27 protein-coding genes are annotated in these 25,974 nt (G+C 64.9%); 8 read left to right on the plus strand and 19 right to left on the minus strand.

Translation table 11 applies throughout. From position 1 onward, the window contains the following. The 7 genes from J1C52_RS02710 to J1C52_RS02740 form a co-directional block, all read right to left on the minus strand. On the minus strand, window positions 1-573 hold the full coding sequence (locus tag J1C52_RS02710; RefSeq protein WP_227426391.1) for a cob(I)yrinic acid a,c-diamide adenosyltransferase: 573 nt from the start codon (window positions 571-573) through the stop codon (window positions 1-3). A 1-nt stretch (window position 574) separates the two neighbouring features. Then, complete coding sequence (locus J1C52_RS02715) at window positions 575-784, minus strand: twin transmembrane helix small protein (RefSeq protein WP_227426392.1); 210 nt, start codon at window positions 782-784, stop codon at window positions 575-577. Between the two features lie 82 nt (window positions 785-866). Then, window positions 867-1,691 (minus strand): SDR family oxidoreductase, encoded by an 825-nt coding sequence (locus J1C52_RS02720; protein WP_227426393.1) that lies wholly within the window; start codon window positions 1,689-1,691, stop codon window positions 867-869. 9 nt (window positions 1,692-1,700) lie between these two features. Then, window positions 1,701-3,095, minus strand: coding sequence for a sigma-54-dependent transcriptional regulator (locus J1C52_RS02725; RefSeq protein WP_227426394.1), 1,395 nt, complete (start codon window positions 3,093-3,095; stop codon window positions 1,701-1,703). A 1-nt stretch (window position 3,096) separates the two neighbouring features. Further along, the gene (locus J1C52_RS02730) at window positions 3,097-3,444 is read right to left on the minus strand and encodes an Hpt domain-containing protein (RefSeq protein WP_227426395.1); all 348 of its coding nucleotides are present in this window, start codon (window positions 3,442-3,444) and stop codon (window positions 3,097-3,099) included. Window positions 3,445-3,594: 150 nt separating this feature from the next. Then, window positions 3,595-5,493 (minus strand): propionate-CoA ligase PrpE, encoded by a 1,899-nt coding sequence (gene prpE / locus J1C52_RS02735; RefSeq protein WP_227426396.1) that lies wholly within the window; start codon window positions 5,491-5,493, stop codon window positions 3,595-3,597. 346 nt (window positions 5,494-5,839) lie between these two features. Continuing rightward, window positions 5,840-8,119, minus strand: a complete 2,280-nt coding sequence (locus tag J1C52_RS02740) for an NADP-dependent malic enzyme (protein ID WP_227426397.1) — start codon at window positions 8,117-8,119, stop codon at window positions 5,840-5,842. Between the two features lie 162 nt (window positions 8,120-8,281). Here J1C52_RS02740 and J1C52_RS02745 point away from each other — a divergent pair, with 162 nt between their 5' ends. The 5 genes from J1C52_RS02745 (at window position 8,282) to J1C52_RS02765 (ending at window position 12,443) form a co-directional block, all read left to right on the plus strand. After that, the gene (locus tag J1C52_RS02745; RefSeq protein ID WP_420493653.1) at window positions 8,282-8,674 is read left to right on the plus strand and encodes a cytidine deaminase; all 393 of its coding nucleotides are present in this window, start codon (window positions 8,282-8,284) and stop codon (window positions 8,672-8,674) included. Continuing rightward, entirely contained in the window at window positions 8,674-9,873 is a 1,200-nt protein-coding gene (locus J1C52_RS02750) for a phosphopentomutase (protein WP_227426399.1), read from the plus strand. The genes J1C52_RS02745 and J1C52_RS02750 overlap by 1 nt, the downstream gene beginning before the upstream one ends. Beyond that, a complete protein-coding gene (locus J1C52_RS02755; protein WP_227426400.1) occupies window positions 9,870-10,862 on the plus strand; it encodes an adenosine deaminase in 993 nt (330 codons plus the stop codon). Before J1C52_RS02750 ends, J1C52_RS02755 begins: the two co-directional genes overlap by 4 nt. Then, window positions 10,859-11,494 carry a uracil phosphoribosyltransferase gene (gene upp, locus J1C52_RS02760; RefSeq protein ID WP_227426401.1) on the plus strand — a complete coding sequence of 212 codons (636 nt, stop codon included), beginning with the start codon at window positions 10,859-10,861 and terminating at the stop codon, window positions 11,492-11,494. Before J1C52_RS02755 ends, upp begins: the two co-directional genes overlap by 4 nt. A gap of 76 nt (window positions 11,495-11,570) precedes the next feature. Next, on the plus strand, window positions 11,571-12,443 hold the full coding sequence (locus J1C52_RS02765; RefSeq protein WP_227426402.1) for an SPOR domain-containing protein: 873 nt from the start codon (window positions 11,571-11,573) through the stop codon (window positions 12,441-12,443). Between the two features lie 77 nt (window positions 12,444-12,520). On the opposite strand, the gene J1C52_RS02770 is transcribed toward J1C52_RS02765, so the two are convergent. Continuing rightward, the gene (locus J1C52_RS02770) at window positions 12,521-13,372 is read right to left on the minus strand and encodes a hypothetical protein (RefSeq protein WP_227426403.1); all 852 of its coding nucleotides are present in this window, start codon (window positions 13,370-13,372) and stop codon (window positions 12,521-12,523) included. Window positions 13,373-13,544: 172 nt separating this feature from the next. Between J1C52_RS02770 and infC the strand changes: the two genes are divergently transcribed. Then, window positions 13,545-14,084 (plus strand): translation initiation factor IF-3, encoded by a 540-nt coding sequence (infC, locus tag J1C52_RS02775; RefSeq protein ID WP_227426661.1) that lies wholly within the window; start codon window positions 13,545-13,547, stop codon window positions 14,082-14,084. A gap of 53 nt (window positions 14,085-14,137) precedes the next feature. Here infC and J1C52_RS02780 read toward each other — a convergent pair whose 3' ends face one another. From J1C52_RS02780 to J1C52_RS02790, 3 genes are all read right to left on the minus strand, one after another. Beyond that, window positions 14,138-14,680, minus strand: a complete 543-nt coding sequence (locus tag J1C52_RS02780; RefSeq protein ID WP_227426404.1) for a GNAT family N-acetyltransferase — start codon at window positions 14,678-14,680, stop codon at window positions 14,138-14,140. Window positions 14,681-14,823: 143 nt separating this feature from the next. Then, a complete protein-coding gene (gene rpmA / locus J1C52_RS02785; protein WP_227426405.1) occupies window positions 14,824-15,093 on the minus strand; it encodes a 50S ribosomal protein L27 in 270 nt (89 codons plus the stop codon). Between the two features lie 6 nt (window positions 15,094-15,099). Beyond that, on the minus strand, window positions 15,100-15,813 hold the full coding sequence (locus tag J1C52_RS02790; protein WP_227426662.1) for a 50S ribosomal protein L21: 714 nt from the start codon (window positions 15,811-15,813) through the stop codon (window positions 15,100-15,102). A gap of 251 nt (window positions 15,814-16,064) precedes the next feature. Here J1C52_RS02790 and J1C52_RS02795 point away from each other — a divergent pair, with 251 nt between their 5' ends. Beyond that, window positions 16,065-16,667: a rhodanese-like domain-containing protein gene (locus J1C52_RS02795; protein ID WP_227426406.1), complete on the plus strand. Its 603-nt coding sequence runs from the start codon at window positions 16,065-16,067 to the stop codon at window positions 16,665-16,667. Here the strand turns inward: J1C52_RS02795 and J1C52_RS02800 are convergent. From J1C52_RS02800 to J1C52_RS02835, 8 genes are all read right to left on the minus strand, one after another. After that, on the minus strand, window positions 16,664-17,257 hold the full coding sequence (locus J1C52_RS02800; RefSeq protein WP_227426407.1) for a hypothetical protein: 594 nt from the start codon (window positions 17,255-17,257) through the stop codon (window positions 16,664-16,666). The genes J1C52_RS02795 and J1C52_RS02800 overlap by 4 nt on opposite strands. A gap of 83 nt (window positions 17,258-17,340) precedes the next feature. Continuing rightward, window positions 17,341-18,261, minus strand: a complete 921-nt coding sequence (locus tag J1C52_RS02805; protein ID WP_227426408.1) for a 2-hydroxyacid dehydrogenase — start codon at window positions 18,259-18,261, stop codon at window positions 17,341-17,343. Continuing rightward, window positions 18,258-19,406, minus strand: coding sequence for a rod shape-determining protein RodA (rodA, locus tag J1C52_RS02810; protein ID WP_227426409.1), 1,149 nt, complete (start codon window positions 19,404-19,406; stop codon window positions 18,258-18,260). Before rodA ends, J1C52_RS02805 begins: the two co-directional genes overlap by 4 nt. Further along, a complete protein-coding gene (gene mrdA, locus J1C52_RS02815) occupies window positions 19,403-21,340 on the minus strand; it encodes a penicillin-binding protein 2 (protein ID WP_227426410.1) in 1,938 nt (645 codons plus the stop codon). Before mrdA ends, rodA begins: the two co-directional genes overlap by 4 nt. After that, window positions 21,337-21,915: a rod shape-determining protein MreD gene (locus J1C52_RS02820; RefSeq protein ID WP_227426411.1), complete on the minus strand. Its 579-nt coding sequence runs from the start codon at window positions 21,913-21,915 to the stop codon at window positions 21,337-21,339. The genes mrdA and J1C52_RS02820 overlap by 4 nt, the downstream gene beginning before the upstream one ends. Then, window positions 21,908-22,912 carry a rod shape-determining protein MreC gene (mreC, locus tag J1C52_RS02825; RefSeq protein ID WP_227426412.1) on the minus strand — a complete coding sequence of 335 codons (1,005 nt, stop codon included), beginning with the start codon at window positions 22,910-22,912 and terminating at the stop codon, window positions 21,908-21,910. The genes J1C52_RS02820 and mreC overlap by 8 nt, the downstream gene beginning before the upstream one ends. Window positions 22,913-22,928: 16 nt before the next feature. Next, a complete protein-coding gene (locus tag J1C52_RS02830) occupies window positions 22,929-23,966 on the minus strand; it encodes a rod shape-determining protein (RefSeq protein WP_121093746.1) in 1,038 nt (345 codons plus the stop codon). Window positions 23,967-24,159: 193 nt separating this feature from the next. Then, on the minus strand, window positions 24,160-24,615 hold the full coding sequence (locus J1C52_RS02835) for a GatB/YqeY domain-containing protein (protein WP_227426413.1): 456 nt from the start codon (window positions 24,613-24,615) through the stop codon (window positions 24,160-24,162). A gap of 193 nt (window positions 24,616-24,808) precedes the next feature. On the opposite strand from J1C52_RS02835, the gene carA reads away from it, so the two are divergent. Then, complete coding sequence (gene carA / locus J1C52_RS02840) at window positions 24,809-25,966, plus strand: glutamine-hydrolyzing carbamoyl-phosphate synthase small subunit (protein WP_227426414.1); 1,158 nt, start codon at window positions 24,809-24,811, stop codon at window positions 25,964-25,966. Window positions 25,967-25,974: the final 8 nt, after the last annotated feature.

The raw sequence follows: 25,974 nt of genomic DNA on the forward strand, positions 1-25,974 counted from the left end.
CTAGCGGTTCGCGCCGGGCACCCAAAGAATGTCGTCGGCGCCGTTGTTGTTGACCACGCGGCCCGCGACAAAGAACCAGTCCGACAGGCGGTTGAGGTATTTGACCGCCGCCTCGTTCACGCTCTCGATCGCGGCCAGCGCGATGGTCTCCCGCTCGGCCCGGCGCGCAACAGTGCGGCACATGTGAAAATGGGCGGCGAGCGGCGTGCCGCCGGGAAGGATGAAGCTGCGCAGCGGTTGCAGATTTGCATTCATCGCATCGATTTCCGTCTCCAGCCGCGTGACCTGTTCGGGGATGATGCGTAGGGGCGTGTATTCGGCTTCCGCATCGCGCTCCATATCGGGGCGGCACAGGTCCGCGCCAAGGTCGAACAGGTCGTTCTGGATGCGCGCCATGGCGGCGGCCATATCGCCCTCTGCGTGCAGCCGGGCCACACCCATGACCGCGTTTAGCTCATCGACCGTGCCGTAGGCGGTGACGCGCTGCGAATGCTTGGCCACGCGCGCGCCATTGCCCAGCGCGGTTTCCCCCGCATCGCCCGTGCGCGTGTAGATCTTGTTCAAAACAACCATGTCAGGCCCCTTTTTGCCGGAAATAGACGAAGGCCACGATCAGAATGACGGCGATGAATTGCAGGTAAAGCCGCCAGCGCATCATGCGGTTGCCATGCTTCTGGTTAAAGGCGCCGCCCTTGCCGAAGCCACCAATGCCCACGACCAGCACGCCCAGCACCGCAAGGCAGGCCACCACGGCGGCGATGAAAAGTGGATCATTTGCAAACATCGGCGGTCCCCCGGGCCTTTCGTCTCTGGGCGGCAACTTAACCCGTCTGCGGCTGGTTGCGACCCCTAATTTCGCCGCACCCTCAGAGCCGCTGCAAGATCATGTCCAGCAACCGTGTCGGCAGAACGCGCCGGAGCGCGCCCAGCAGGTAGGTGGGCGTTGTCACCGGGTAGCGCGCGCGGGGGCGGCGTGCCTCTAGCGCATGGATCAGGCGGCGGGTCACGGCGTCTGGCGGCAACTCAAAAAAATCCGGCTCTGTCTTGTCATAAAGCCGTGTCAGAAGGCTGTCGCGATATTGCGCGGCGCGGGGGCTGGCCTGCCAGTCGATCCAGCGCTCGAAATGCGGGATGGAATTCTGGCGAATGCGCGACGTGACCGGCCCCGGTTCGATCAGCACCACATGGATGCCGCAATCCGCCAGTTCCAGCCGCATCACGTCCGACAGCCCTTCAAGCGCGAATTTGCTGGCCACATAGGCCCCGCGCCATTTCAGCGCCGCAAGCCCAAGAACAGACGAGTTCTGCACGATCCGCCCATGCCCCTGCGCGCGCATGACCGGGATCACCGCGCGGGTCAGTTCGTGCCAGCCAAACAGGTTGGTTTCAAACAGCGCGCGCAAGCCGTCGGTGGGCAGGTCTTCTACCGCGCCGGGCAGGGCGAAGGCGCCATTGTTGAACAGCGCATCCAGCCGCCCGCCCGTGCGGTCCAGCGTTTGCGCGACGGCGGCGTGAATGCTGGTGCGGTCGGTCAGGTCCAGCGGGAAACTGTCAAGCCCCTCGGCCCGTAGCCGGTCGCAATCCTCGGGGTCGCGGCAGGTGGCCAGAACCTGCCAGCCGCGCCGCGCAAGCGCATGGGCCGCGTGATGGCCGATGCCGGAACTGCAGCCGGTAATCAGAACGCTGCGCATGGCCGCCCTTTACGATTTGTCCCAACTCTCGCGCTTGCGGTAGATGGTCGAGGGGGCGATGTCCAGCTCGCGCGCCGCGCGCGGCACCGACCCGCCATGACGCGCGATCGCGGCGGTGATCGCCCGCTCTTCGATCTGCGCCATGGTCAGGCCCGCGAAAGCGTCACCCGTATCGGGCAGGGCAGGATCGCGGGGCTGCGGGGCAGATTGCACAAGGCCCGGCGGCAGCATGTCCAGTGTTACCGTTTCACCGTCATGCAGCACGACCGCATGGCGCAGCACGTTGATCAATTCACGGACATTGCCCTGCCAGGGCAGGCGCAGGAACAGGTCTTCGACATCGGGGGCAAGCTTGCGAAAGCGCTTACCCTCATCCGCCGCGATCTGTGCAAGGTAATGCCGCGCCAGCAGCACGATGTCGCCGCCGCGCGCGCGCAGGGGCGGCATGGCAATCGGGATCACGAACAGCCGGTAATACAGCTCTTCGCGCAACCGGCCCGCGCGCAGATGCTCTGTCGGGTCGCCGCTGGCGGTGCAGATCAGCCGGACATCGACCTTGATAAGCCGCGTGTCGCCCACCGGCGAGAAGCTGGCATTTTGCAGGAAGCGCAGGAAGCCCGATTGCAAATCAAGGCTCATGTCCTGGATGTTTTGCAGGAACAACGTGCCGCCATCGGCGCGCGCGATGGCACCCGCGCGGGTGGGGGCCGCACTTTTGCCGCGCCCCGATTTCTGGCCCGCATGGCCGAAAAGCTCGATTTCCAGCTGTTCGGGATCGGCGGCGCTGCAATTGAGCGTGACGAAACGCTGCGCCGCGCGTGCCGATTTCAGGTGCACCGCCCGCGCGCAGAGTTCTTTGCCGGTGCCGCTTTCGCCAAGGATGAAGACCGGCGCGGTCGACGCCGCGACGGCCGCGATCCGCGAATGCACGTCGCGCATTGCGTCGGACCGGCCCATGAACGCGCGCTCCAGCGCGTCGTTGCGGCTGGCATCGTCGCCGGCAAGGCTGACATCCTGCTGCAAATCGGCGAATGCGCTGGCGACCGCGCCGATCATGCGAATATCGCCCAGGGGTTTCACGAGGAAATCGAACGCGCCTTCGCGCGTGGCCTCTATCGCGTTGTTGACCGACCCGTTCGCGGTGATGACGACGATCCGCGCTTCGGGGCGCAATTCCAGCATCTCGCGCATGACCATCAGCCCGTCGGCATCGGGCAGCATCAGATCCAACAGCACCACGCGCGGCCCGTGTTCGGCGAATTTTTGCAGTGCTTCGGCCCCGCTGGAGGCCAGCATCGGCTTGTAGCCCGCCTTGCGCAGCACCGTGGCATACAGCATTTGCAGCGAGGGCGTGTCTTCGACCAGAAGCAACCCGTCGCCCAAGGCAGCAGCAGCGAGCGGCATGTTACACCTGCATCAGGGATGACAGCGTTTCTGCCGTGATCCGGGTGTGTTCGCTCAGCTCTGGCTGCAACCGCGCGAACAGCGCGGCATCGCCATGCGCACAGGCGGCTTCTGATTGGCCCGCCAGATCGCTCAGCGTGGTTGCCCCTATGGTGGCGGCGATGCCCTTGATCTCATGCGCGGCACGGCACAATCCGCCCATATCGCCGCATTCCGAGAGCTCTGCCAAGGCCGCGCCGCAACGCGTCAGATCGCTGTGCACCTGCGCCAGCAAGGCTTGGCGCATCTCGCTGCCGCCGAGGTCCAGAAAGGCTGTCAGAATGGTTTCATCTATGTCTGCTTGAAGCATAATTTCTCTTGGCACCGTTACGCTGCGTCATGAAAGACGAACGAGCACAGCCCGTTCGTCACAGCGTAGTCCGAAGCCAAAGCCGACAACAAGCGCAATTTATCGGATGAGATGTATTTCACCCGTTAAAAAATGCCGCAGGTTGTATTCTCAGGCTTTCGTGGCAGGTAGCCCAAGGCTTTGCAGGGCAACGGCGATTTCGTCCAGAATGGCCGGATCGTCGATGGTTGCGGGCATCTTGAACGCCTCGCCATCGGCGATTTTGACCATGGTGGCACGCAAGATCTTGCCCGAGCGGGTCTTGGGCAGGCGGTCCACAACCACGGCCAGCTTGAAGGCGGCAACCGGCCCGATCTTGTCCCGCACCAGTTTCACGCATTCGCTGACGACTTCGGCCGCGTCGCGGTCCGCGCCCTTGTTCAGGCACAAAAAGCCCAGCGGAACCTGCCCCTTCAAATCATCCGACACGCCGATCACGGCGCACTCCGCCACATCGGGGTGGCTGGCGAGCACCTCTTCCATGCCGCCCGTGGACAGGCGGTGGCCTGCGACGTTTATCACGTCATCGGTGCGGGCCATGATGTAGACATAGCCGTCCTCGTCCATATAGCCCGCATCGCCCGAGGCGTAATATCCGGGGAACTGCTCCAGATAGCTTTTGCGGAAGCGCGTTTCGGCGTTCCAGAGCGTCGGCAACGTGCCCGGCGGCAGGGGCAGCTTGATGGCGATGGCACCCAAGGTGCCGGGCGCGACCGGGTGGCCGCCTTCGTCCAGTACCTGTACGTCATAGCCCGGCATCGCCACGGCGGGCGATCCGATCTTGATCGGCAGTTGTTCCACGCCCAACGGGTTCGCCGCGATGGCCCAGCCGGTTTCGGTCTGCCACCAATGGTCGACCACCGGCACGCCCAGCTTGTCTTGCGCCCATGTGATCGTGTCCGGGTCGGCGCGCTCGCCCGCCAGATAGACCTGTTCCAGACAGGACAGGTCGTATTTGCCCACATATTCGCCCTTCGGGTCTTCGCGCTTCACGGCACGGAAAGCCGTGGGCGCGGTGAAGAAGCTTTTCACCCTGTGCTCCGAGATAACGCGCCAGAACGTGCCCGCATCGGGGGTGCCGATGGGTTTGCCTTCGAACACGATGGTCGTGTTCCCGGCCAGCAGCGGCGCATAGCAGATGTAGCTATGCCCCACGACCCAACCCACGTCTGACGCCGCCCAGAACACATCGCCCGGATCGACATTGTAGATGGCCTTCATCGTCCAGTGCAGCGCGACCATATGGCCCGCCGTAGGGCGCACCACGCCTTTGGGCTGGCCCGTGGTGCCCGAGGTGTAGAGGATATAGGCCGGGTGGTCGCCCGATACCGGCACACATTCAGCCGGTGCGACCCCGAACTGGAAGCCATGCCAGTTATAGTCGCGGCCGGGGATCAGCTCTGCCACTTCCTGCTCGCGCTGGAAGATGACGCAGAAGTCGGGCTTGTGGGCGGCGGCCTCTATCGCGGCATCCAGAAGCGGTTTGTAATGCACCACGCGCCCCGGTTCCAACCCGCAGCTTGCCGCGATGATGGCCTTGGGCTGCGCGTCGTCGATGCGCACGGCCAGTTCATTGGCGGCAAACCCCCCGAACACGACCGAATGCACAGCCCCCAGCCGCGCACAGGCGAGCATTGCTTCCAAAGCCTCGGGGATCATGGGCATGTAGATGATGACCCGGTCGCCCTTTTCCACGCCCTTGGCGCGCAGGGCACCGGCAAGGCTGGCCACGCGGTTGCGCAGTTCGACGTAGGAAATCCACCGCTTGGTGCCGGTGATGGGGCTGTCATAGATGATCGCCGTCTGCTCGCCGCGCCCCGCCTCGACATGGCGGTCGACCGCGTTCCAGCAGGTGTTGCACTGCGCGTCCTTGAACCACTCGTAAAGCGGCGCGTTTTCGTCGAACAGCGCCTTCGAGGGCGGTGTTACCCAGTCGATGGCCTGGGCTTGTTCCATCCAGAATGCGTTTGGGTCTTGCAATGATGCGCGGTGCAGGTCGGCATAGGCCATGGTCATCCTCCTCAGAATGCAAATGGCTTAGCCGAGCGCGGGCGCGCTAGGCAATGGGTGTTACCGGGAACATGGGGGCAGGGGGCGCGGAAAGTTTGCAATTTTGCGGTAAGGGTTTGCAAACTTATTCTGCTGGCCCGTGTATTTCGGGATTGAATGCGAAATTTGCAAATTGGCGCGGAACAAGGGCGCAGCCCGCCGCGCCATCGGCGGGCCGTCCCGCGGCCTGCCAATTGGATGCCGCAAGCGCACAGATCAGACGGACGACGGACATGGCCACCATAAAGCTCTGTCGATCCAAGCGCGGATCGGCAGTCCCCGGCCCGCCGATGGCGCGGCGGGCACGCTACCCATATTGCGCAACCGGCGTGCCCGCCAGCGCCGACATGTTCAGCAAGCCCCGCGCCGTGATCGAGGGGGTCACGATATGCGCCGTGTTGCCCAGACCCATCAGGATCGGCCCCACTTCAAGCGCGCCCGCCCGTGTTTTCAGGATGTTGCGCACCCCGCTTGCGGCATCGGTATTGGCGAAGATCAGCACATTCGCGGGCCCGTCGAACCGCGCATCGGGCAGAAGCCGCGCGCGCAGGTCGGGGTCGAGCGCCGCATCGACATGCATCTCGCCCTCATAGTCGAAATCCAGACCCATCCCGTCCAGTATTTCCAGCGCCGCGCGCATGTTGCGCCCCGAAGGCGTGTCCAGATTGCCGAACTGGCTATGCGAACACAGCGCGATTTTCGGGTCCAGCCCGAAGCGGCGCACATGGCGTGCGGCACCGATGGTGGTTTCGACAATCTGCTCGGGCGTGGGGTTTGGGTGCACCTGCGTGTCGGCCACAAACAGGTTGCCCTCTTGCTGGATCATCAAGGACAGCGCGCCGACCGGGTGCCGTTCCTTGGTGCCAAGGATTTGCGTGACATAGTTCAGGTGCCACAGATATTGCCCGAACGTGCCGCAGATCAGGCTGTCGGCATCGCCGCGATGCACCATGATCGCGCCGATCGCTGTTGTATTGGTGCGCAAAATGGCGCGTGCCAGATCGGGGGTGACGCCCCGGCGCTGCATGATCTGGTGATAGCTTTGCCAATAGTCGCGATAGCGCGGGTCATCCTGCGGGTTGACCAGTTCGAAATCGACACCGGGTTTGATCGACAGGCCCGCGCGCTCCAGCCGGCTGGCGATCACCTCGGGGCGGCCGATCAGGATGGGCACCTCGGTGGTTTCCTCCAGCATGGCGGAGGCTGCGCGCAACACGCGCTCATCCTCGCCCTCGGCAAAGACGATCCGGCGCGAGGCATGGCGCGCGGCCTCGAATACCGGGCGCATGATCATGGACGAGCGGAAGACCGACGCATCCAGACCCCGTTTATAGGCGTCCAGATCGGCCAAGGGGCGCTTGGCCACGCCCGAATCCATCGCCGCTTTCGCGACCGAACTTGCGACAATGCCCATCAGGCGGGGGTCAAACGGCTTCGGAATCAGGTAATCCGGGCCGAAAGACAGTTGTTCGCCCTTATAGGCCGCCGCTGCCTCGGCGCTGGTGGTCGCGCGCGCGAGCGCCGCGATCCCTTCGACACAGCCGATCTGCATCGCGTCGTTAATCTCTGTCGCGCCCACGTCCAGCGCACCGCGAAAGATGAACGGAAAGCACAGCACGTTGTTGACCTGATTGGGAAAATCGCTGCGCCCGGTGGCGATGATGGCATCGGGTGCGACCTCGCGCACCGCGTCGGGCAAAATCTCTGGCGTGGGGTTGGCCAGCGCAAAGATAATGGGGCGCTTGGCCATGCGCGCCACATGGTCTTGGGTCAGCGCACCGGGGCCGGACAGGCCAAGGAACAGGTCCGCGCCGTCGATCACCTCGTCCAGGGTGCGGGCGTCGGTGGCTTGGGCAAAGGCGGCCTTTTGCGGGTTCATATCGACCTCGCGGCCCGCATGAACCAGCCCGTGAATGTCGCATAGCCACACATTTTCGCGCTTCACGCCCAGCTTCAGCAACATGTTCAGGCAGGCAATGCCCGCCGCCCCGCCGCCGGTCGAGACGATCTTGATGTCCTCGAACTTCTTGCCCGCGACGCGCAGGGCGTTGGTCGCGGCTGCGCCCACAACGATGGCGGTGCCGTGCTGGTCGTCATGGAAGACAGGAATGCCCATCCGCTCGCGGCAGATCTTTTCCACGATGAAGCAGTCGGGTGCCTTGATGTCTTCGAGGTTGATCGCGCCGAAAGTGGGTTCCAGCGCGCAGACGATCTCGGCCAGCTTCACCGGGTCGGGTTCGTTCAGTTCAATGTCGAAACAGTCGATATTGGCGAATTTCTTGAACAGGACGGCCTTGCCTTCCATCACCGGCTTGGATGCCAGCGCGCCTATATTGCCCAAACCCAGCACCGCCGTGCCATTGCTGACCACGGCCACAAGGTTTCCGCGCGTGGTGTAGCGGGCGGCCTCATCGGGGTTGGCCTTTATCTCCAGGCAGGCCTCGGCCACGCCCGGCGAATAGGCGCGCGACAGGTCGTAGCCATTGGCCAAGGGCTTGGTCGCGCGGATTTCCAGCTTACCGGGGCGCGGGTATTCGTGATAGAGCAGCGCCGGGTGGCGGGTGTCGTCATTGCTCTGCTCGGTCATCTGTCCCTCCTGCCGAAAATTGATTTACCCTTAAACTATTGCAGGCGGGCTGCAAGGCCCGGTAGCGCTAAAGCTGTTTCAACGGGGCGCTGAATATCGCGCGGGCCAAGGCTTGCATCGGCCCGCGTGGCGGCGCAAACTTGGGCCAAAAGAGGGTGCGACATGACACTGGAAAACGCCGCGCGTGACGTGCGCGAACGGGCCTATGCGCCATATTCCAACTTCAAGGTGGGCGCGGCCCTGCGGGCCGATACGGGCGAGGTGTTCGTGGGCTGCAACGTGGAAAACGTGGCCTACCCGGAAGGCACCTGCGCCGAGGCCGGCGCGATTGCCGCCATGATCGCGGGCGGTGCTGCGCGCATTACCGAACTGGTCGTAATTGCCGATAGCCCCGCGCCCGTGCCGCCTTGCGGCGGGTGCCGCCAGAAAATCGCGGAATTCGCCGGGCCCGATGTGCCCGTCACGCTTCTGTCGGTCGGTGGCGCGCGGCTTGAAACCACGGTCGCGGCCCTTCTACCCGGTGCGTTCGGCGCGGACCATATGGGGCTTGCGTAATGGCGCGCGCATTTCTTGTCGTGCTCGACTCGGTCGGCTGTGGCGGTGCGCCCGATGCCGACGCCTTTGGCGATGCGGGGGCCAACACGCTGGGCCATATCGCGCAGGCCTGTGCCGAGGGGCGCGCGGATGAGGGCCGCTCCGGGCCGCTCAGCCTGCCGGTGCTGGACGGCCTTGGGCTTGGCGCGGCGATCAAGCTGGCCTCTGGGCTGGACGCGCCGGGCTTGGGCGCAAAGCCCGCAGGCCTATGGGGGGCTGCCACCGAAATCTCGCGCGGGAAAGACACGCCATCGGGCCATTGGGAACTGGCGGGCGTGCCCGTGCCGTGGGACTGGACTTATTTCCCGCGCCAGACCCCGGCCTTTCCGCCCGATCTGACCGCCAAGGTCTGCGAGCTTGCCGGAACCGACGGCATCTTGGGCAACTGCCATTCCGGCGGGCTGGCGATTATCGAACAGCTCGGGGCCGAGCATCTGCGCACGGGCTGGCCCATCTGCTACACCTCTGCCGACAGCGTGTTCCAGATCGCCGCGCATGAGGAGGTGTCCGGGCTGGAGCGGCTGCAAAAGCTCTGCGCCGACCTCGCCCCATACCTGCACGCCATGCGCGTGGGCCGCGTGATCGCGCGGCCTTTTGTCGGAACCGTGGGCGCGTTCACGCGCACCCCCAACCGCCACGACTATGCCATCGCGCCGCCTGCGCCCACGCTTTGCGATTGGGTCAGCGGCGCGGGCCGCGTGGTGCACGGCATCGGCAAGATTTCCGACATCTTCTCGGGGCGTGGCCTGACCCACAGCCACAAAGGCCGCGATGATGCAGCACTTTGCGATCATTTGCTGCGGCTGGTGGAGACGGCCGAGGAGGGCTCGCTTACCTTCTGCAACCTTGTCGAGTTCGACAGCCTCTATGGCCACCCGCGCGACGTGGCGGGTTATGCACGCGCGCTGGAACGGTTCGATGCGGTGGCGGGCCGGATGCTCGATCGCTTGCGCCCCGGCGATATGGCGATCTTCACCGCCGACCATGGTAACGACCCCACCGCGCCGGGTTCCGACCACACCCGCGAGCGGGTGCCGGTTCTGGTGGCGGGCCGTGGCGCGGGGCAAATCGGGCATTGCGGTTTCGTCGATGTCGCGGCATCTGTCGCCCATCACCTTGGCGTGCCAAGCCTTGGGCCGGGACGGAGTTTTCTGACATGAGCCGCGATTTCGCCGCCATCCCCAAGCTGGAGCTGCACCTGCATCTGGAAGGGGCGGCCCCGCCCGCCTTTATCCGCGCACAGGCCAAGCGCAAGGGCGTGGACCTGTCGGGCATATTCGACGAGACGGGCGCCTATAAATACGACGGTTTCGTCGATTTCCTGCGCGTCTATGAAGCTGCCTGCACGGTACTAACCACGCCGCAGGATTTTCACGACCTGACGCTGGCGGTGCTGGAACAATCGGCCAGCCACGGTGTGATCTATTCCGAAGCGTTCCTGTCGCCCGATTTCTGCGGCGGCGGCGATCTGGGCGCGTGGCGCGACTACATGGCCGCGATCCAGACAGCGGCGGCCACGGCAGAGGCGCAGATGGGCGTGACCTTGCGCGGCTGCATCACCTGCATTCGCCATTTCGGGCCGGAAAAGGCGCGCGTCATCGCGCGGTGCGCGCAGGAAACAGCGGGCGATTTCATCACCGGTTTCGGCATTGCGGGCGATGAGAATGCGGGCGAATTGGCCGATTTCACCTATAGTTTCGACGCTGCGCGCGAGGCGGGGCTGGGCCTGACCGCCCATGCCGGCGAATGGCGCGGCCCCAGCGAATTGCGCGCGGCGCTCAAGCACCTGCGCGTTTCTCGGATCGGCCATGGTGTGCGCGCGATCGACGACCCGTTGCTAGTGGACCATCTGGCCGAAACCGGCACGGTGCTAGAAGTTTGCCCCGGTTCCAACGTGGCGCTTGGCGTCTACCCGTCCCTGCGCGCGCATCCGATTGAACAGCTGCGCGCGGCGGGCGTGGCCGTCACCGTCTCGACCGACGATCCGCCGTTTTTCCACACCGATATGAGCGCGGAATACGCGGGCCTGAGCCACGCATTCGGCTGGGAGCAAGAACACTTCACCGCGCTGGCCCAGACCGCGCTGAGCGCCGCGTTTTGCGATGCGGCCACCAAACACCGCCTGTCCGACCGATTGGAGACCGCATGACCCATCCCGACCTGACCGTGATCGACCACCCGTTGGTGCAGCACAAGCTAAGCCTGATGCGTGATGTGCGCACGCCCAGCCCGGAATTTCGCCGCTTGCTGCGCGAAATCGCTCTGCTGCTGACCTATGAGGCGACGCGCGATCTGCCCGTTGCCCCCCATCGCATCGACACGCCGCTGACCGCCATGGACGCACCCATGCTGGATGGGCCGGACCCGGCGGTGGTGTCGATCCTGCGGGCTGGCAACGGCTTGCTGGACGGGGTTCTGGACGTGGTGCCGACGGCGAAAGTGGGCTTCGTGGGGCTTTACCGCGATGAGAAAACCCTGCGCCCGGTCGAATATTACAACAAGCTGCCCCCCGACATGCCGGGCCGTTTCACCATCGCGGTGGACCCGATGCTGGCCACCGGGCACTCGGCTGCGGCGGCGATTGATCTGCTGAAGCGGGCAGGGGCCGGGCAGATCTGTTTCATCTGCCTTCTGGCCGCCCCCGAAGGTGTGGCGGTGATGGCCGAACACCACCCCGATGTACGGATCGTGACGGCGTCCTTGGACAGCCACCTGAACGAGAAAGGCTATATCGTTCCGGGCCTGGGCGATGCGGGCGACCGTATTTTCGGCACCGTTTAAGCACGGTCGCGGCGAATCGGGTTTACTTTCCAAGGCTTGCGGCGGCATTCTTGGACGGGAATAACCGGGGGTTAGGATGAAGCGTTTCTGGATGGCTGCGAGTGTCGCGGCTTTGTGCGCGGGCAGCGCGGGTTTGGCACAAACCAACGGGCTGGACCCGGCGAACCTGCCGCCCGAAGGGTTCGAGGGCCGTGAATTCGTTGACAGCGCGGGCTGTTCGTTCCTGCGTTCGACCTTCGGGGGCGAGGTGACTTGGGTGCCGCGCTATGGCCCGGACCGCAATCCCGTCTGCGGCCAAAGCCCGACCGATTTCTCGAGTGTTGCCATGTCTGACCCGGCGGAGGAACCCGCTGCCGCCGAACCCGCCGAGATGGCGCAAGACCCGGCCCCGGCGGCGGAACCCGCCGCGCCGCAAGGCCGGATAGAGATCGTGGGCGCGGTGGCCGACCCGGTGCGCCGCCCAGAGCCGAGTTTCCTGGGCAAAGAGCGTCAGGTCGCCAGTGTCGCGCCGCGCCGCTCTGCGCCGCGCGCCGCGCACAAGCCCCGCTATCCGCAGGCCGATGCGTCGGGGCGGCATCCGTCCTGCCCGGAAAGCTCCCCCTATGGCCAGTTGGTCGATACCGAACTGGGCCGCAAGATGGTGCGCTGCGTGACCAGCCCGTCGCTGTTTCTGGACGAATATGTCACCACACCCGTCCAAGCCGTGGCGGCCTCGCCGCGTGCGGCGGTCGCGGCAGGCACCCGCGTGCAGGTCGGCAGCTTTGCCGTGCCCGGCAATGCAGAGCGGCTGGTCGCACGCCTGCGCGGCGCGGGCCTGCCCGCTGGCAGCTATCGCGCGCGTGGTCTGAACGTGGTCACGGTCGGCCCCTTCGCCAGCGGTGCAGAGGCGCATGGCGCCTTGGCACAGGTGCGCGGGCTGGGCTTTCGCGACGCGTTCCTTCGCCGCTAAGCCGCGACTGTCCTGACAAATGAAAACCCCCGATGCGGCGCGCGCATCGGGGGTTTCTTTTCAAGCTTGTGCCCGGCTTATTGCTGGGTGCCGGTCGCCGCATCCTCGAGGATACGCGCACCTTCTTCAATCGCGCCCTCGATGGCTTCGGCAGCCGCATCCGCAGCGGCATTTGCGGCGTCGGTGACGGCGTCGGTTGCCTCTGCGGCGGCATCCCCGGTCGCCTCTGCCGCGCCTTCTGCGGTGTCGGCTGCGGCGTCGGTTGCGTCTTCTGCCATCTCTTCGGTCGCCTCGACGGCGCCTTCGGTGGCCTCTGCGGCATCCTCTGCCACGGCTTCGGTCGCTTCTGCGGCCTCTGCGGCGGTGTCACCGGCATCTTCCGCCATGACCTCGGTGGCCTCAGCGGCGTCGGTGGCTTCCTCTGCCATAACATCGGTCGCCTCTGAGGCTTCTTCCACCGCTGTTTCGGTCGCGTCGGTGGCGACGTCTGCCGCGTCAGAGCCGGTGCCCATCAGGTCGTTGACCATGGATTCGGCTTCGCCCACAGCGCCATTGACGGCGTCTTGCACGGTTTCGGTGGCGTCTTGCACGGCACCTTCGACGGCAGCGGTTGCGTCTTCGACCACGCCTTCGGCGGCTTCAGTCGCCTGGGTGACGGCGTCGCTGACGGCCTGTTCGGCTTCGGCGGCGGCCCCCTCGGCTTCGGTCACGGCCTCTTCCACGGCGGTTTCTGCCTCAGAGACGGCCTCTTCAACCGCCTCTTCCGCGTCAGAGGCTGCCTCTTCGACGGCCTCTTCCACGGCTTCGACCTCGGCAGACGGTGCTTCAACCGGGGCGCTCACGTCGGTGGGCGTGCGCGACTGCACCCCCAGCCAGATGCCCACCGCGGCCACGGCCACGGCAATGAGCGTCAATACCATCTTGTTCATAGCACGGTCCTCTTAACCAAAAATACGCTGTGCCGGGATATGACAGGTTTTGCTGCGCTTGCAAAGGCAAGCTCGTGTGAACCGGCGGAATAGCGCGCGTAATTCCCGCTTGAAACATGACTGTCGCAGCCTTAAATTGCGCCATCATCTCAAATATACAAGGAATTCAGCCATAGCCCGCAGACCGCACAACGCCCCGCCCCAGCGCGATACCGGACCCCGTGTCAACGAGCGCATTCGCGCGCCAGAGATACGGCTGATCGGTGCCGATGGCGAAAACCTGGGCGTGGTAAAACCGTCTCAAGCCATGATGCTGGCCGATGAGGCCGGTCTTGACCTGGTCGAAATTTCGCCGAATGCCACACCGCCTGTGTGCAAGATCATGGATTTCGGCAAATTCAAATACGAGCAGCAGAAGCGCGAGGCAGAGGCCCGCAAGAAGCAGCACGTGATCGAGATCAAGGAAGTGAAATTCCGCCCGAACACCGACACGCATGACTACGAAGTCAAGATGCGCAATGTCATGCGCTTTCTGGAAGGCGGCGACAAGGTCAAGGTCACGCTGCGTTTCCGGGGCCGGGAAATGGCCCACCAGAACCTTGGCGCGGACCTGCTGAACCGCGTGGCCGCCGATGTCGAGGAAATCGGCAAGGTCGAGAATATGCCCAAGATGGAAGGGCGGCAGATGATCATGATGATCGCGCCGCGCTGAGGTTTCGGCACCCCTGATCGCGAAAGCCCGGCATCACCTGCCGGGCTTTTTGATTACATCCGCCGGATATAGGTCCAGGTCGGCACATTGGCGCGGCGGGCGACGGAATAGGCCTCTGCATCGCCCAGATAGTCGAAGCCCGCATTGGTCAGCACATGGGCCGAGGCCGCGTTGTCCTGAAACACTTCGGCAAACAGCGTGCGTGCGTTATGCGGGTTGGCCTTTATCAGGCAGGCGACGGCCTCTGACGCGTAGCCCGCGTTCCAGAAAGCGGGCGCGACCCAATAGCCGATCTGGCTTTGCTGCCGGTCCAGCGCCTTGAGAGAGATCAGCCCCAGAACCGACGCCTTGTCATGCGCCGCGCCATCCATGACCCAAACATCTTCGTCGCGGTCGGGTGCCAGCGCGCGGGTGATGAATTGCGCCGTCGCGCCCGGCGGCAGCGGATGGGGGATGGAGCGCGTGCCCTCGGCCACGCGCGCATCGCTTGTGTAAAGCTCCAGCAGCCCTTCATCCGATGCTTGCAGCGGGCGCAGCACAAGGCGCGCGCTGGTCAGAACCGGCAAGGCGGCACCCATCGTGGTGTCTAGTGTCATACTCTCCTCCGGTCGGGCGCTTGCCCGATGCCCTGCTGGCGCGCTGTCACCATGCTCCTCCGGACAGGCGGGCGGGGCGTAAAAAGAAACAGGGCCGGCGTTTCTGCCGACCCTGTCTAACATGTCATATGTGACAGTTCGGCTTACTCCGCGGCATCCGCGACCGGCAGGACCGATACGAAGCTGCGACCCTTCAGACCTTTGGTAAAGGTCACGCGACCTTCGGTCAGGGCAAACAGGGTGTGGTCACGGCCCATGCCGACGCCTTCACCGGCGAAATGCTTGGTGCCGCGCTGACGCACGATGATGTTGCCGGGGATCGCGAGCTGACCGCCATAGAGCTTGACGCCAAGGCGGCGTCCGGCAGAGTCGCGACCGTTGCGGGAGGAACCGCCTGCTTTCTTGTGTGCCATGAGCTGTTACTCCTGTTCAGATGCGAATTGCTTGGCTTGGTCGATCCAGCCGTCACGCTCGATACGGCCTTTGAACGACAGTTTGTCATCCATATAGGCAATCTCGGACGGACCCCAAGCGGCGATCTGGTCAAAGTGGAAAACGCCGTTTTCGTGCAGCAGGCCTTCCAGTTTCGGACCAACGCCAGAGATCTTTTTCAGATCGTCGGCCTTGCCGCCACGGGCTTCGGTCAGCAGGTTGGCGGGACGGGTGCCTTCGACAGCCTCGGTAGCCGGGGCTTCAGCCTTCGCGGCTTTCTTGGCAGCAGGCTTTGCAGCGGCTTTCGGCGCGGGTGCGGCGGCCTCGATGGCAAAGCCGGACACCGACCCGGTGCCGATTGCTTCTTTCACGCCCGACTTGTCCGCGCCAGAGGCCAGGATGTCGGTCACGCGCAGCAGCGTCAGCTTCTGGCGGTGGCCCTTGGTGCGCTGCGAGCTGTGCTTGCGGCGGCGCTTGACATAATGGATGACCTTGTCGGCCTTGATCTGGTCGATCACCTCGGCCTGCACGCCGGCACCGGCCACGTTGGGGGTGCCGATCACGGGGGCGTCGCCGCCGATCATCAGAATCTCGTTGAACTGGACTTTTTCGCCAGCTTGTGCGGCAATGCGTTCCACGCGCAGAAGGTCACCCGCCTGCACCCGGTATTGCTTGCCACCTGTTTTCAGGACCGCGAACATATCGGTCATTCCTTGTTTCTCTGCCGCGCCCTGTGGCCCCTGCAAGCGTCGCAGGCGTTTGGTGCCATCGGACAGCGTGCCCCGTTTGGGACATAGCTATAGGCCCGCGCGGACCGAATGTCCGAACGGAAGCCGCCAAATGCACCACGAGCGCCGCGCTGTCAAGCGCTTCGGCCAGTGAAAACGAGGGGTTTTGCAAGCTGCCGCTTCTGCGATAGGCTTTGCCTGTCCCACATCTCGGAGGAGAGACCATGACACGATTTGCCCCCATGACCGCGCTCTTGGCCGTTCTGGCCGCGCCTGCGCTGGCCGAGACCGTCAATATCACGCCCGACATGTCCAGCGTGACCGTGCCTGTGCCGGGCGGAGAGGTCGAAATCTCGCGCATTCAGGACGAATCCGCCGTGATCGAGGGCGAATTTGCCCGCATCGCGCGCCCCTGTCCCGATTTCTGCATCCAGCCCATGACGCCCGCCGAGGGCGTGCGCACCGTGGGCGAGCTAGAGGTTCTGGCAGCGCTGCAAGACCCGAACACGCTGGTCGTCGATGGCCGCGTGCGCCCCGACTGGCAGACCGGCACCATCCCCGGCGCGATCAACATGCCCTATACAGAGATGGCGGATGAGCTGCATGAACTAGGCTGCACGCCCGATTTCGAAGGTTTCATCTGCGACGCAGAGGTCGTGCCGAACCTTGTGATGTTCTGCAACGGCCCGTGGTGCGGCCAGTCGCCCGCCGCGATTCGGCGCATTATCGAGGCGGGCTATCCGGCCGAGAAGATCGCTTATTACCGTTGGGGGATGCAGGGCTGGCGCATGTTGGGCCTGACCGTCGCGGGTGGCGGCGAAGGTTAACCCCCCAGCACCAGCGCGCGCGGCGTGTTGTCGGGGCGCAGCATGTAAAGCGTGTTGTCCCCGATGGCCGCGACGGTCGCATCTTCCAGCCGGTCGCCTTCGCGCAGCCGCAAGATGCGCCCGTCGGGCAAGCGCACCAGCGCGTGGCGAATGCCATCTGCCTCGACCACGGCGATCAGGTTCACTTGGTCCAGCGCGATGCGGGCGGCTTGGGTCGCCGCATCCTCGACCGTCTGGCCGGGGGGCAGGACATAGCTTTGCGACAAAGGCCCGTCGCCCAGGCTAAGGGGCAGGGGGGCCAGTGCGTGGTCCATCACCGGACGCGCGGGCGCGTTTGGCGCGGGGGCGGCAGGCGCAGGTTCGGGGGGAAGTGCTGCGCGGTCCACAACCGGCGCGGTCTGCGGGCAGAAGCGGCCGCTTTGCGCGCAATGATCGACCAACCCCGAGATCCAGTAAAGCGCGCCCAGCGTCAGCACCACGCCCAAGGGCACCTGCCACAGCCAGCCGCGCACGGATGGCGCGGGCGGGGCCGGGCGCAGATGCTCGGGCAGGGGCGGCGCGGGCTGGCGCATGGTGCGGCGGGCTTTCATAGGCAAAGACTAGCGCAAAACCACGTTCCGCGCGAGGGATCAGCCTGCCACGCAGGTGTTACGATTATTTGAACGAAGGCGCCCTAGTAGCCCGCTTTGCGCGAGACTTCGTGCAAAAGCGTCTCGCCCGCCTCGACCCGTGCCACATTCCGGGCAATGACCTGCGACGCGGTCTCGGGCCGCGTGGCGGCGGCGATATGGGGTGTAACCGTGACCAAGGGGTGCGCCCAATAGGGGTGCTCTGGCGGCAGGGGCTCGATGCGGAACACATCGAGCGTCGCCCCGCCGATATGGCCGCTGTCCAAGGCCGCCAGAAGGGCCGTGTCATCCACCAGAGAGCCGCGCCCCGGATTGATGATCCGCGCGCCCTTCGGAAGCATCGCCAACGTGTCGGCGTTCAGGATATTCGCGGTCGCGGGCGTGTTCGGCAGAAGCGTGACAAGAATGTCAGAGCGTTCCAGCACCGCGCGCAACCCCTCATCCCCGTGATGGCAGGCAATTCCTGCAACCTCGCGCGGGGTGCGCGACCAGCCCGCGACCTGGAACCCAAGCTGCGCCAACGCTTGCGCACAGGCGCGCCCCAATTCGCCCAAGCCCAGAAACCCCACGCGGCGGTCCTGCGCCAAAGGGGGCACGATCGGGGTCCAGTCGGTGGCAGGCCGGTCCAGCCCCAGATGATAGCGCAGCACATGGCCGGTCACATATTCGACCATGCCCTGCGTCAGGCTGGGATCGACCATGCGCGCCAAGGGCTGTGTCAGGGTCGGGTTTCCGACAATACGCTCCACCCCGGCCCAAAGGGACAGCACCGCGCGGCAACGGGTGAAGGGGGTGAAGTCCTGAAGCGGGTTGGCGGGCGCGTAGATGATGTAATCGACCTGATCCGGCGCGGCCTCTGTCACGACGGCCACATCCAGACCACAGGCTTCGAACGCCGCGCGCAAGGGGGCTTCATACTCCGCGAAATCGCCTTCGCCTGCCGCGAACAGCGCCGTCAGCGTCATGTCGGAAGCCTTGGGCGGTGCACATGCGCCGATTGCAGCAGGCCAAAGCCCACCATCAGCACCATCATGGCCGACCCGCCATAGCTGATAAGCGGCAAGGGCACGCCGACCACGGGCGCAAGCCCCATCACCATGGCGGTGTTGACCGCGAAATACAGGAAGAAATTCGCCGTCACCCCAACTGCCAGCAGCGCGGCGTAGCGGTTCGACGTGCGCAGCACTGTCACAAGGCAGAACGCAAGGATCATCAGGTACAGCACCAGAAGTGACCCCGCGCCGATAAAGCCGAATTCCTCGGCCAGCGTGGTAAAGATGAAATCGGTGTGCTTTTCGGGCAAGAAGTTCAGCCGAGATTGCGTGCCTTCCATGAAGCCGCGCCCCGACCAGCCGCCCGACCCCAGCGCGATCATGGCCTGGTTGATGTGATAGCCCGCGCCCAGCGGGTCGAGCGTGGGGTCCAGAAAGGCGTCGATGCGGCGATACTGGTAGTCTTTCAAAAGCTGCCACTCGGTCCCGCGAGAGACGAAGACCGCCACGACCAGCCCCGCAACAGAGCCGATGACACCCGCGAAATAGGCCCAATGCACACCGGCTGCGAAAATCACCGCACCGCCCGCCGCCGCGATCAGCAGCGAGGTGCCCAGATCGGGCTGGCGCACAACCAGAAAGACCGGAAACAGCACGATCATCGCCGCGCCCAGCACGAAAACCGGGCGCGAGATTTTCTTGATGTCGGCCCAGTCGTAATAAGCGGCCAGCGCCATGATGGTGGTGATCTTGGCCAGTTCCGAGGGCTGCAAGCGCAACGGCCCGATTTCCAGCCAGCGCTGCGCCCCCATCCCGACAGAGCCGAAGAATTCGACCCCCAGCAACAGCAGGGTGGACAGGCCATAGGCCAGGCCAGAGACCGAACGCCAGAACCAGATCGGGATCAGCGCGACCACGAACATGACCGCCAGACCCATGGCGAAGCGCTGCATCTGCGGCTCCATCCACGGGGTGGCGCTGCCGCCTGCGACGGAAAACAACATGACGAAGCCATAGCAGGCCACCGCCACCAGCAGCACCACCAGCGCCCAGTTCAGATGCAGGATCTTGGCCGCGCCCTTGGGCATCCGTTGGGTGTTGTATTCCAGGTAACTCATGCGCGGCTGACCCGGAACGACCCCAGATCGCGCAGCCGTTCGGACAGCGCCTCTTGCTCGGCGCTGATGCGGTTGCGCTGAGAGGTCGGATAGGCCGACAGGGGCGGGCGCCCTTCATTCAGTGCCGCCAGCAAGATGTCGCGCCCGATGGGGGCCGCCGCCGTGGACCCGCCGCCGCCATGTTCCACGATGACCGCCACGGCCACCTTGGGGTTAACCAGCGGCGCGTAATTGACGAACAGCGCGTGGTTGCGGCGGTTCCACGGCAGGTCTTCCTGGCTTCGGATGCCCGCCTCGCGCTCGGCGCGGGTGATGGAAAACACCTGGCTGGTGCCGGTTTTGCCCGCCATTGCCATGGTCGGTTCGGTCACGCGCGACGAATAGGCCGTGCCGCGCCGGTCATTGACGACATTCGACATGCCGCGGCGGATCATCTCCAGCCATTCGGGGCGCAGGTCCAGATCGGCGGCTTGCGGCGCGGCACGCTCCAGCGGGTCGCGGATCAGGCGGGGCAGAACGGCGCGGTTGCTGGCCAGACGCGCGGTCATCACCGCCAGTTGCAAGGGTGTGGTCAGCACATAGCCTTGGCCGATCGACACGTTGACCGTGTCGCCGATGCGCCAATCGGCATCGCGGGTGCGCTGCTTCCATTCGCGCGAGGGGTTCAGGCCCGACGCGACAGAAGTCATGGGCAGATCGTAGCGAATGCCCAGACCCAGACGCTCGGCCATGGCGTTGATGCGTTCGATCCCGCAACGCTGCGACATCTCGTAGAAATACACGTCGCAGCTTTCGGCCAGTGCCGCGACCAGATCGACCCGGCCGTGGCCGCTGCGCTTCCAGCAGTGGAAACGGTTGTCGGCCACATCCATATGGCCGGGGCAAAAGACACGCTCGCGCCCGTCGGTTTCGCCCGCTTCCAGCGCCGCCAAGGCCGTGACCATCTTGAAGGTAGAGCCGGGCGGATACATGCCTTGCACGCATTTATTGACCAGCGGGCGATACTCGTTTTCCAGCAAGCTGTTGTAATCGCGGCTGGAAATACCCCGTACGAACAGGTTCGCGTCATAGCTGGGTGCACTTGCGGCGGCCAGAATGTCGCCAGACGCCACATCGATCACCACCGCCGCCGCCGATTGCCCGGCCATACGTTCCAGCGCGTAATTCTGAAGCCGGGCGTCGATGGTCAGGTGCAGGGTTTCGCCCGCCTCGCCCTCGACGCGGTCCAGCTCTCGCATGACACGGCCCACAGAGTTCACTTCAACCCGCTGCGAGCCCGCCTTGCCGCGCAGCCGCTCTTCCTCGGCGCGCTCGACCCCGCTTTTGCCGATCTGGAACCGCGGGATCATCAGCACCGGGTCAGGGCGCTCCAGCCCTTCCAGATCGCGGTCCGACACGGGGCCGACATAGCCAACCACATGCGCCATATCGGCCTGCAACGGGTAGATGCGCGACAGCCCCATCTCTGGCGTCACGCCGGGCAGGGCGGGGGCATTGGCGGCGATGCGGCTGATTTCTTCCCAGCTCAGCCGTTCGGCCACGGTCACGGGCACGAAGGGGCGGTTGCGCATCATGTCCTCGCGGGCGCGGGCCACCGCCTCGTCATCGAGCGCGATCAGCTTTTGCAGGCGCGACAGCACAAGGTCGATGTCACCCGCGTCGTCACGGGTCATGACTACGCGGTAATTCTGCTCGTTGCCAGCCAGCAGAACGCCGTTGCGGTCATGGATCAGCCCGCGAATGGGCGGCAACAGGCGCAGGTTGATGCGGTTTTCTTCGGCCAGCAGGCGAAACGCATCGGCTTGTTCCAACTGCATGTCGCGCAGCCGCCACATCAGCGTGCCGGTCACGGCCGTCATGATGCCGCCCAAGCCCAAGGCGCGCCGCGTGATCATGCGGCGGCTGAGTTCCTTCTCGCGGTCAGACCGTTTCACAGCTTTTGCCCCAGTTCGTCCACCTCGCCCGTCGCGGGTTTGCGCAGGCCCATGCCGTAATGCAGGCAGGCCACCACGACCGGATAGATCGCCACAGTGCCGACAAATTGCGCAAGGCTCAAGCCAAGCGGCACTTGCGGCACCATCACAATTGCGAGCACCACGCGGTTGAGCACGACCATCGCCAGCAAAAGCGGCACGATCAGCGCGTATTCCACCCAAAAGGTCAGGCCGCGTAGCGTCGGGTTGCGGCGGCGCAGGAATTCGGTCGCGCCCAGCACGATCAGCGCCCACAGGCCCGGCGGGCGCAACATCAGGATGTCCTCCAGGAAGAAGTAGAGCGCGATCAGCGGGGCGGGCAACAGGTCGGGGCGACGCATGACCCAGGCCAGCGTCAGCGCCAGCATGATGTCGGGCGCGGGCCAGGTGCCCAGGGTCAGCCCCGTCTCGCCCGGTGTGGTGGCCGGGTCGCCCAAGCCTTGCAGCGGCAGCACCCGCACCAGCCATAGCACAAGGCCAAGGCCAAGGAACACAGAGGCGAACCAGACGCGCCCGGACAGGCTGCGCTCAGCCATCGCTGCGCGCCGCGTCGGGGATGGGGGCAAGGCCCGGATCGACGATCACGGGCGGCAGGACGGGAGCTTGCGGCGCGCCGTCGGGGGCCGTGGCGTCAGGCGTCTGGGGCATGGTGTCGACGCTGTCCTGCGTCAGATCGGGCGGCAGGATCAGGTCGCCGGTCGAGGTGATCTCTTCCATCGGGCGCGAGCGCAGCACGCGCAGGAATTCCAGCCGCCCGTAATCCGCCGCCAGCCGCACGCGCAAGCGGCGGTCGCGGGTCATCACCACCTCGCCCACCAGCAGGCCAGCCGGGAATACGCCGCCATCATCGGAACTGACCACCCGGTCGCCGGGGCGCAGATCGTCCGGGTCTTCGACGAAATCGAGGATCGGAAACGCGCTGTTGTCGCCCGTCAGCATGGCCCGCTGGCCCGAGGGCTGCACGATGACCGGCACGGCGCTGGCGCTGTCGGTCAGCAGCACCACGCGCGAGGTGCGCGTGCCCACGCCCGCGATGCGGCCCGCCAGCCCCAGCCCGTCCATGACCGCCCAGCCATCGACCACGCCGTCGCGCGTGCCCACGTTTAACAGCACGGATTTGCGAAAGGGCGACCCGCTATCGGCCATCACCACGCCCGTGACATGGGTCAGTTGCGGGTCCAGCCGCACCTGGTTCAGGTCCAGAAGTTCGGCATTGCGCTGTTCCAGTTGCAGCGCAGCCTCGCGCCATGCGCGCATTTGCTGCAATTCACGGCGAAGCTGTTGGTTTTGCTCCATGATCCGCGCGTAGGATCGGAAATCCTCGGCCAGGGCCGCGACCTGCGTGACGGGGGCAAGCGCCCAGTCGAACGAGGGCACGATGCGGTCGATGACCGCCATGCGGAAGCTTTCGACGCGCGGGCTGTCGATGCGCCAGACAAGGAACACCAACAGCAGCACAACCGCCAGCACCCCCACCAGAATACGCCGGAGCGGGCGGACATAATCGGTGTCGATCTGGCGTTCGCTGGCCAAGGCCAAGCCCTACCTGTCAGCTTTCGTAATCAATCGCGTGGCGCAACTGCTTTTCATATTCCAGCGCCTTGCCGGTGCCGATGGCCACGCAGTTCAACGCCTCATCCGCGACCGAGATGCTCAGCCCCGTCTGCTCGCGCAGCGCGAGGTCCAGCTCGCCCAGCAGCGCGCCGCCACCCGTCAGCATGACGCCCCGGTCCACGATGTCGGCGGCCAGATCGGGCGGCGTGGTTTCCAGCGCGATCATCACCGCCTCGCACATGGTGGTCACGGTTTCCGACAGCGCTTCGGCCACTTGGGCCTGCGTGATCTCGGTTTCCTTCGGCACGCCGTTCAGCAGGTCGCGCCCGCGCACCAGCATGGATTTGCCGCGCCCGTCATCGGGCATACGGGCAGTCCCGATAGAGCATTTGATCTTTTCAGCAGTGGCGTCGCCGATCAGCAGGTTCTGGTTGCGGCGCAAGAAGTTGACGATGGCTTCGTCCATCCGGTCGCCGCCCACGCGGACCGAGCGCGCATAGACAATGTCACCCAAGCTGAGAACCGCCACTTCCGTGGTGCCGCCGCCAATATCGACCACCATGCTGCCGGTGGGGTCGGTGATCGGCATCCCCGCGCCAATCGCCGCCGCGATGGGCTCCGAGATCAGGCCCGCACGGCGCGCGCCCGCCGACAGAACCGACTGCCGGATCGCGCGCTTTTCCACGGGCGTCGCCCCGTAGGGCACGCAGACGATGACCTTGGGTTTGGAAAACAACGTGTTGCGGTGAACCTTGCGGATGAAATGCTTGATCATCTCTTCCGCCACATCGAAATCCGCGATCACGCCGTCGCGCATGGGGCGAATCGCCTCGATACTGCCGGGCGTGCGCCCCAGCATGAGTTTCGCATCCTCGCCCACGGCCAGAACCGCCTTGCGGCCATCCTTGATGTGATAGGCCACCACCGACGGCTCGTTCAGGATGATCCCGCGCCCCTTGACATAGACCAGCGTATTCGCGGTGCCCAGGTCGATGGCCATGTCGGACGTGAACAGGCTGGCAAAAGGGTTCATACTGATAAGTTCCGTGTTTGCGCCGGGGCCGCAGATTTCCGCTGCAAGGCCACCCGGTCCAGATGGTTTCGCGCCTTATAGGGCGGGGCAGGGTCGGCGGTAAAGGGGGCGCGGCGGCCCGATCGGCGGGAAATGGCCCCCGAGTGACACTATCGGCGACACTATTGCGTGTAACGGCCCCGGACCGGGCCGGTCAGCCCAGCCGCGCCTTGACCGCGGCGCCGGCCTTGGCGAAATCCATCTCGCCCGCGTGACGGGTTTTCAAAATGCCCATCACCCGGCCAATATCGCGGACGCTGGACGCGCCGGTCTCGGAGATGGCGCTTGCAACAGCTTTCTCGATCTCGGCATCGTCCATCTGGCGGGGCAAGAAATCCTCGATCACCGCGATCTCGGCCAGTTCCTTTTCGGCCAGGTCCAGCCGGGCGGCTTCTTCATAGGCGCGCGCCGATTCGCGGCGCTGTTTGACCATGCGGGTCAGCACGGTGATGATCTCGGCATCCGACACCTCTGGCGCGCCTTCGCCGCGCGCGGCAATGTCGCGGTCCTTGATGGCGGCATTAATCAGCCGCAGCGCGGCCAGTCGGTCGGCATCGCGCTCTTTCATCGCGGCCTTCAGCGCGGTTGTGATCGTCTCGCGCATGGACATGCGTGGCCCCTTTTCAATGTGGTTGGCGACAAGATCGCCATATTAGGCATCTGCCGCAACGGCGGCAATGCGAAATAAAACGTTTTAAAACAGTGATATATGCCGCATTCTTGCCAAACGCGGTTTCGCTTGATTCTTTTCGCCCCGCCCCATAGGTTGCGCCGAAATCAGGCCAGCCGGGAGTCGCGTCGCAATGTGTGCCCAGTCACTCAAACCCACCGCATGTCTTGCTCTGGCCGATGGCACCATCTTTTACGGGCGCGGCTTCGGCGCAACCGGAGAGACGGTGGCAGAGCTTTGCTTCAACACCGCCATGACCGGCTATCAGGAAATCATGACCGACCCGTCCTATGCGGGCCAGATCGTGACATTTACCTTCCCGCATATCGGCAATACCGGTGTGACGGTGGAAGATGACGAAACCGCCGAACCCGTCGCCGCCGGCATGGTCGTGAAATGGGATCCGACCGCGCCATCGAACTGGCGCGCGCAGGGTGATCTGGTCGACTGGCTGGAACGGCGCGGGCGCATCTGCATCGGCGGGGTCGATACCCGCCGTCTGACCCGCGCGATCCGCCAGCAAGGCGCGCCGCATGTGGCGCTGGCGCATAACCCCGATGGGGTGTTCGACCTGGAAGCGTTGGTCGCGAAAGCACGCGCGTGGAAAGGGCTTGTGGGTCTTGATCTGGCGCGCGACGTGACCTGTGCGCAAAGCTACCGCTGGGATGAAATGCGGTGGGCATGGCCCGAGGGCTATACCCGCCAGACCGACCCCAAACACAAGGTCGTCGCCATCGACTATGGCGCAAAACGCAATATCCTGCGTTGTCTGGCCTCTGCCGGTTGCGATGTGACCGTGCTGCCCGCCACCGCCACCGCAGAGGATGTGCTGGCGCTGAACCCCGATGGCGTGTTCCTGTCGAACGGGCCGGGCGACCCGGCGGCAACCGGCGAATATGCCGTGCCGATGATTCAGGACGTTTTGAAAGCCGACCTGCCGGTCTTTGGCATTTGCCTTGGCCACCAGATGCTGGCTTTGGCGCTTGGCGCGAAGACCATCAAGATGAACCACGGCCATCATGGCGCGAACCACCCGGTCAAGGATCACACCACCGGCAAGGTCGAAATCACGTCCATGAACCACGGCTTCGCAGTCGATGCGCAAACCCTGCCCAAGGGCGTGGTGGAAACGCATACCTCGCTGTTCGACGGGTCGAATTGCGGCATTCAGGTCGAGGGCAAGCCGGTGTTTTCCGTGCAGCACCACCCAGAGGCCAGCCCCGGCCCGCAGGACAGCTTCTACCTGTTCGAGCGGTTCGCGGATGCGATGGAAGCGCGTAAGGCGGGCTAAGGGTTCTC

Origin of the sequence: Roseibaca sp. Y0-43, assembly GCF_020667835.1 — a bacterium.
GTDB lineage: Bacteria > Pseudomonadota > Alphaproteobacteria > Rhodobacterales > Rhodobacteraceae > Roseinatronobacter.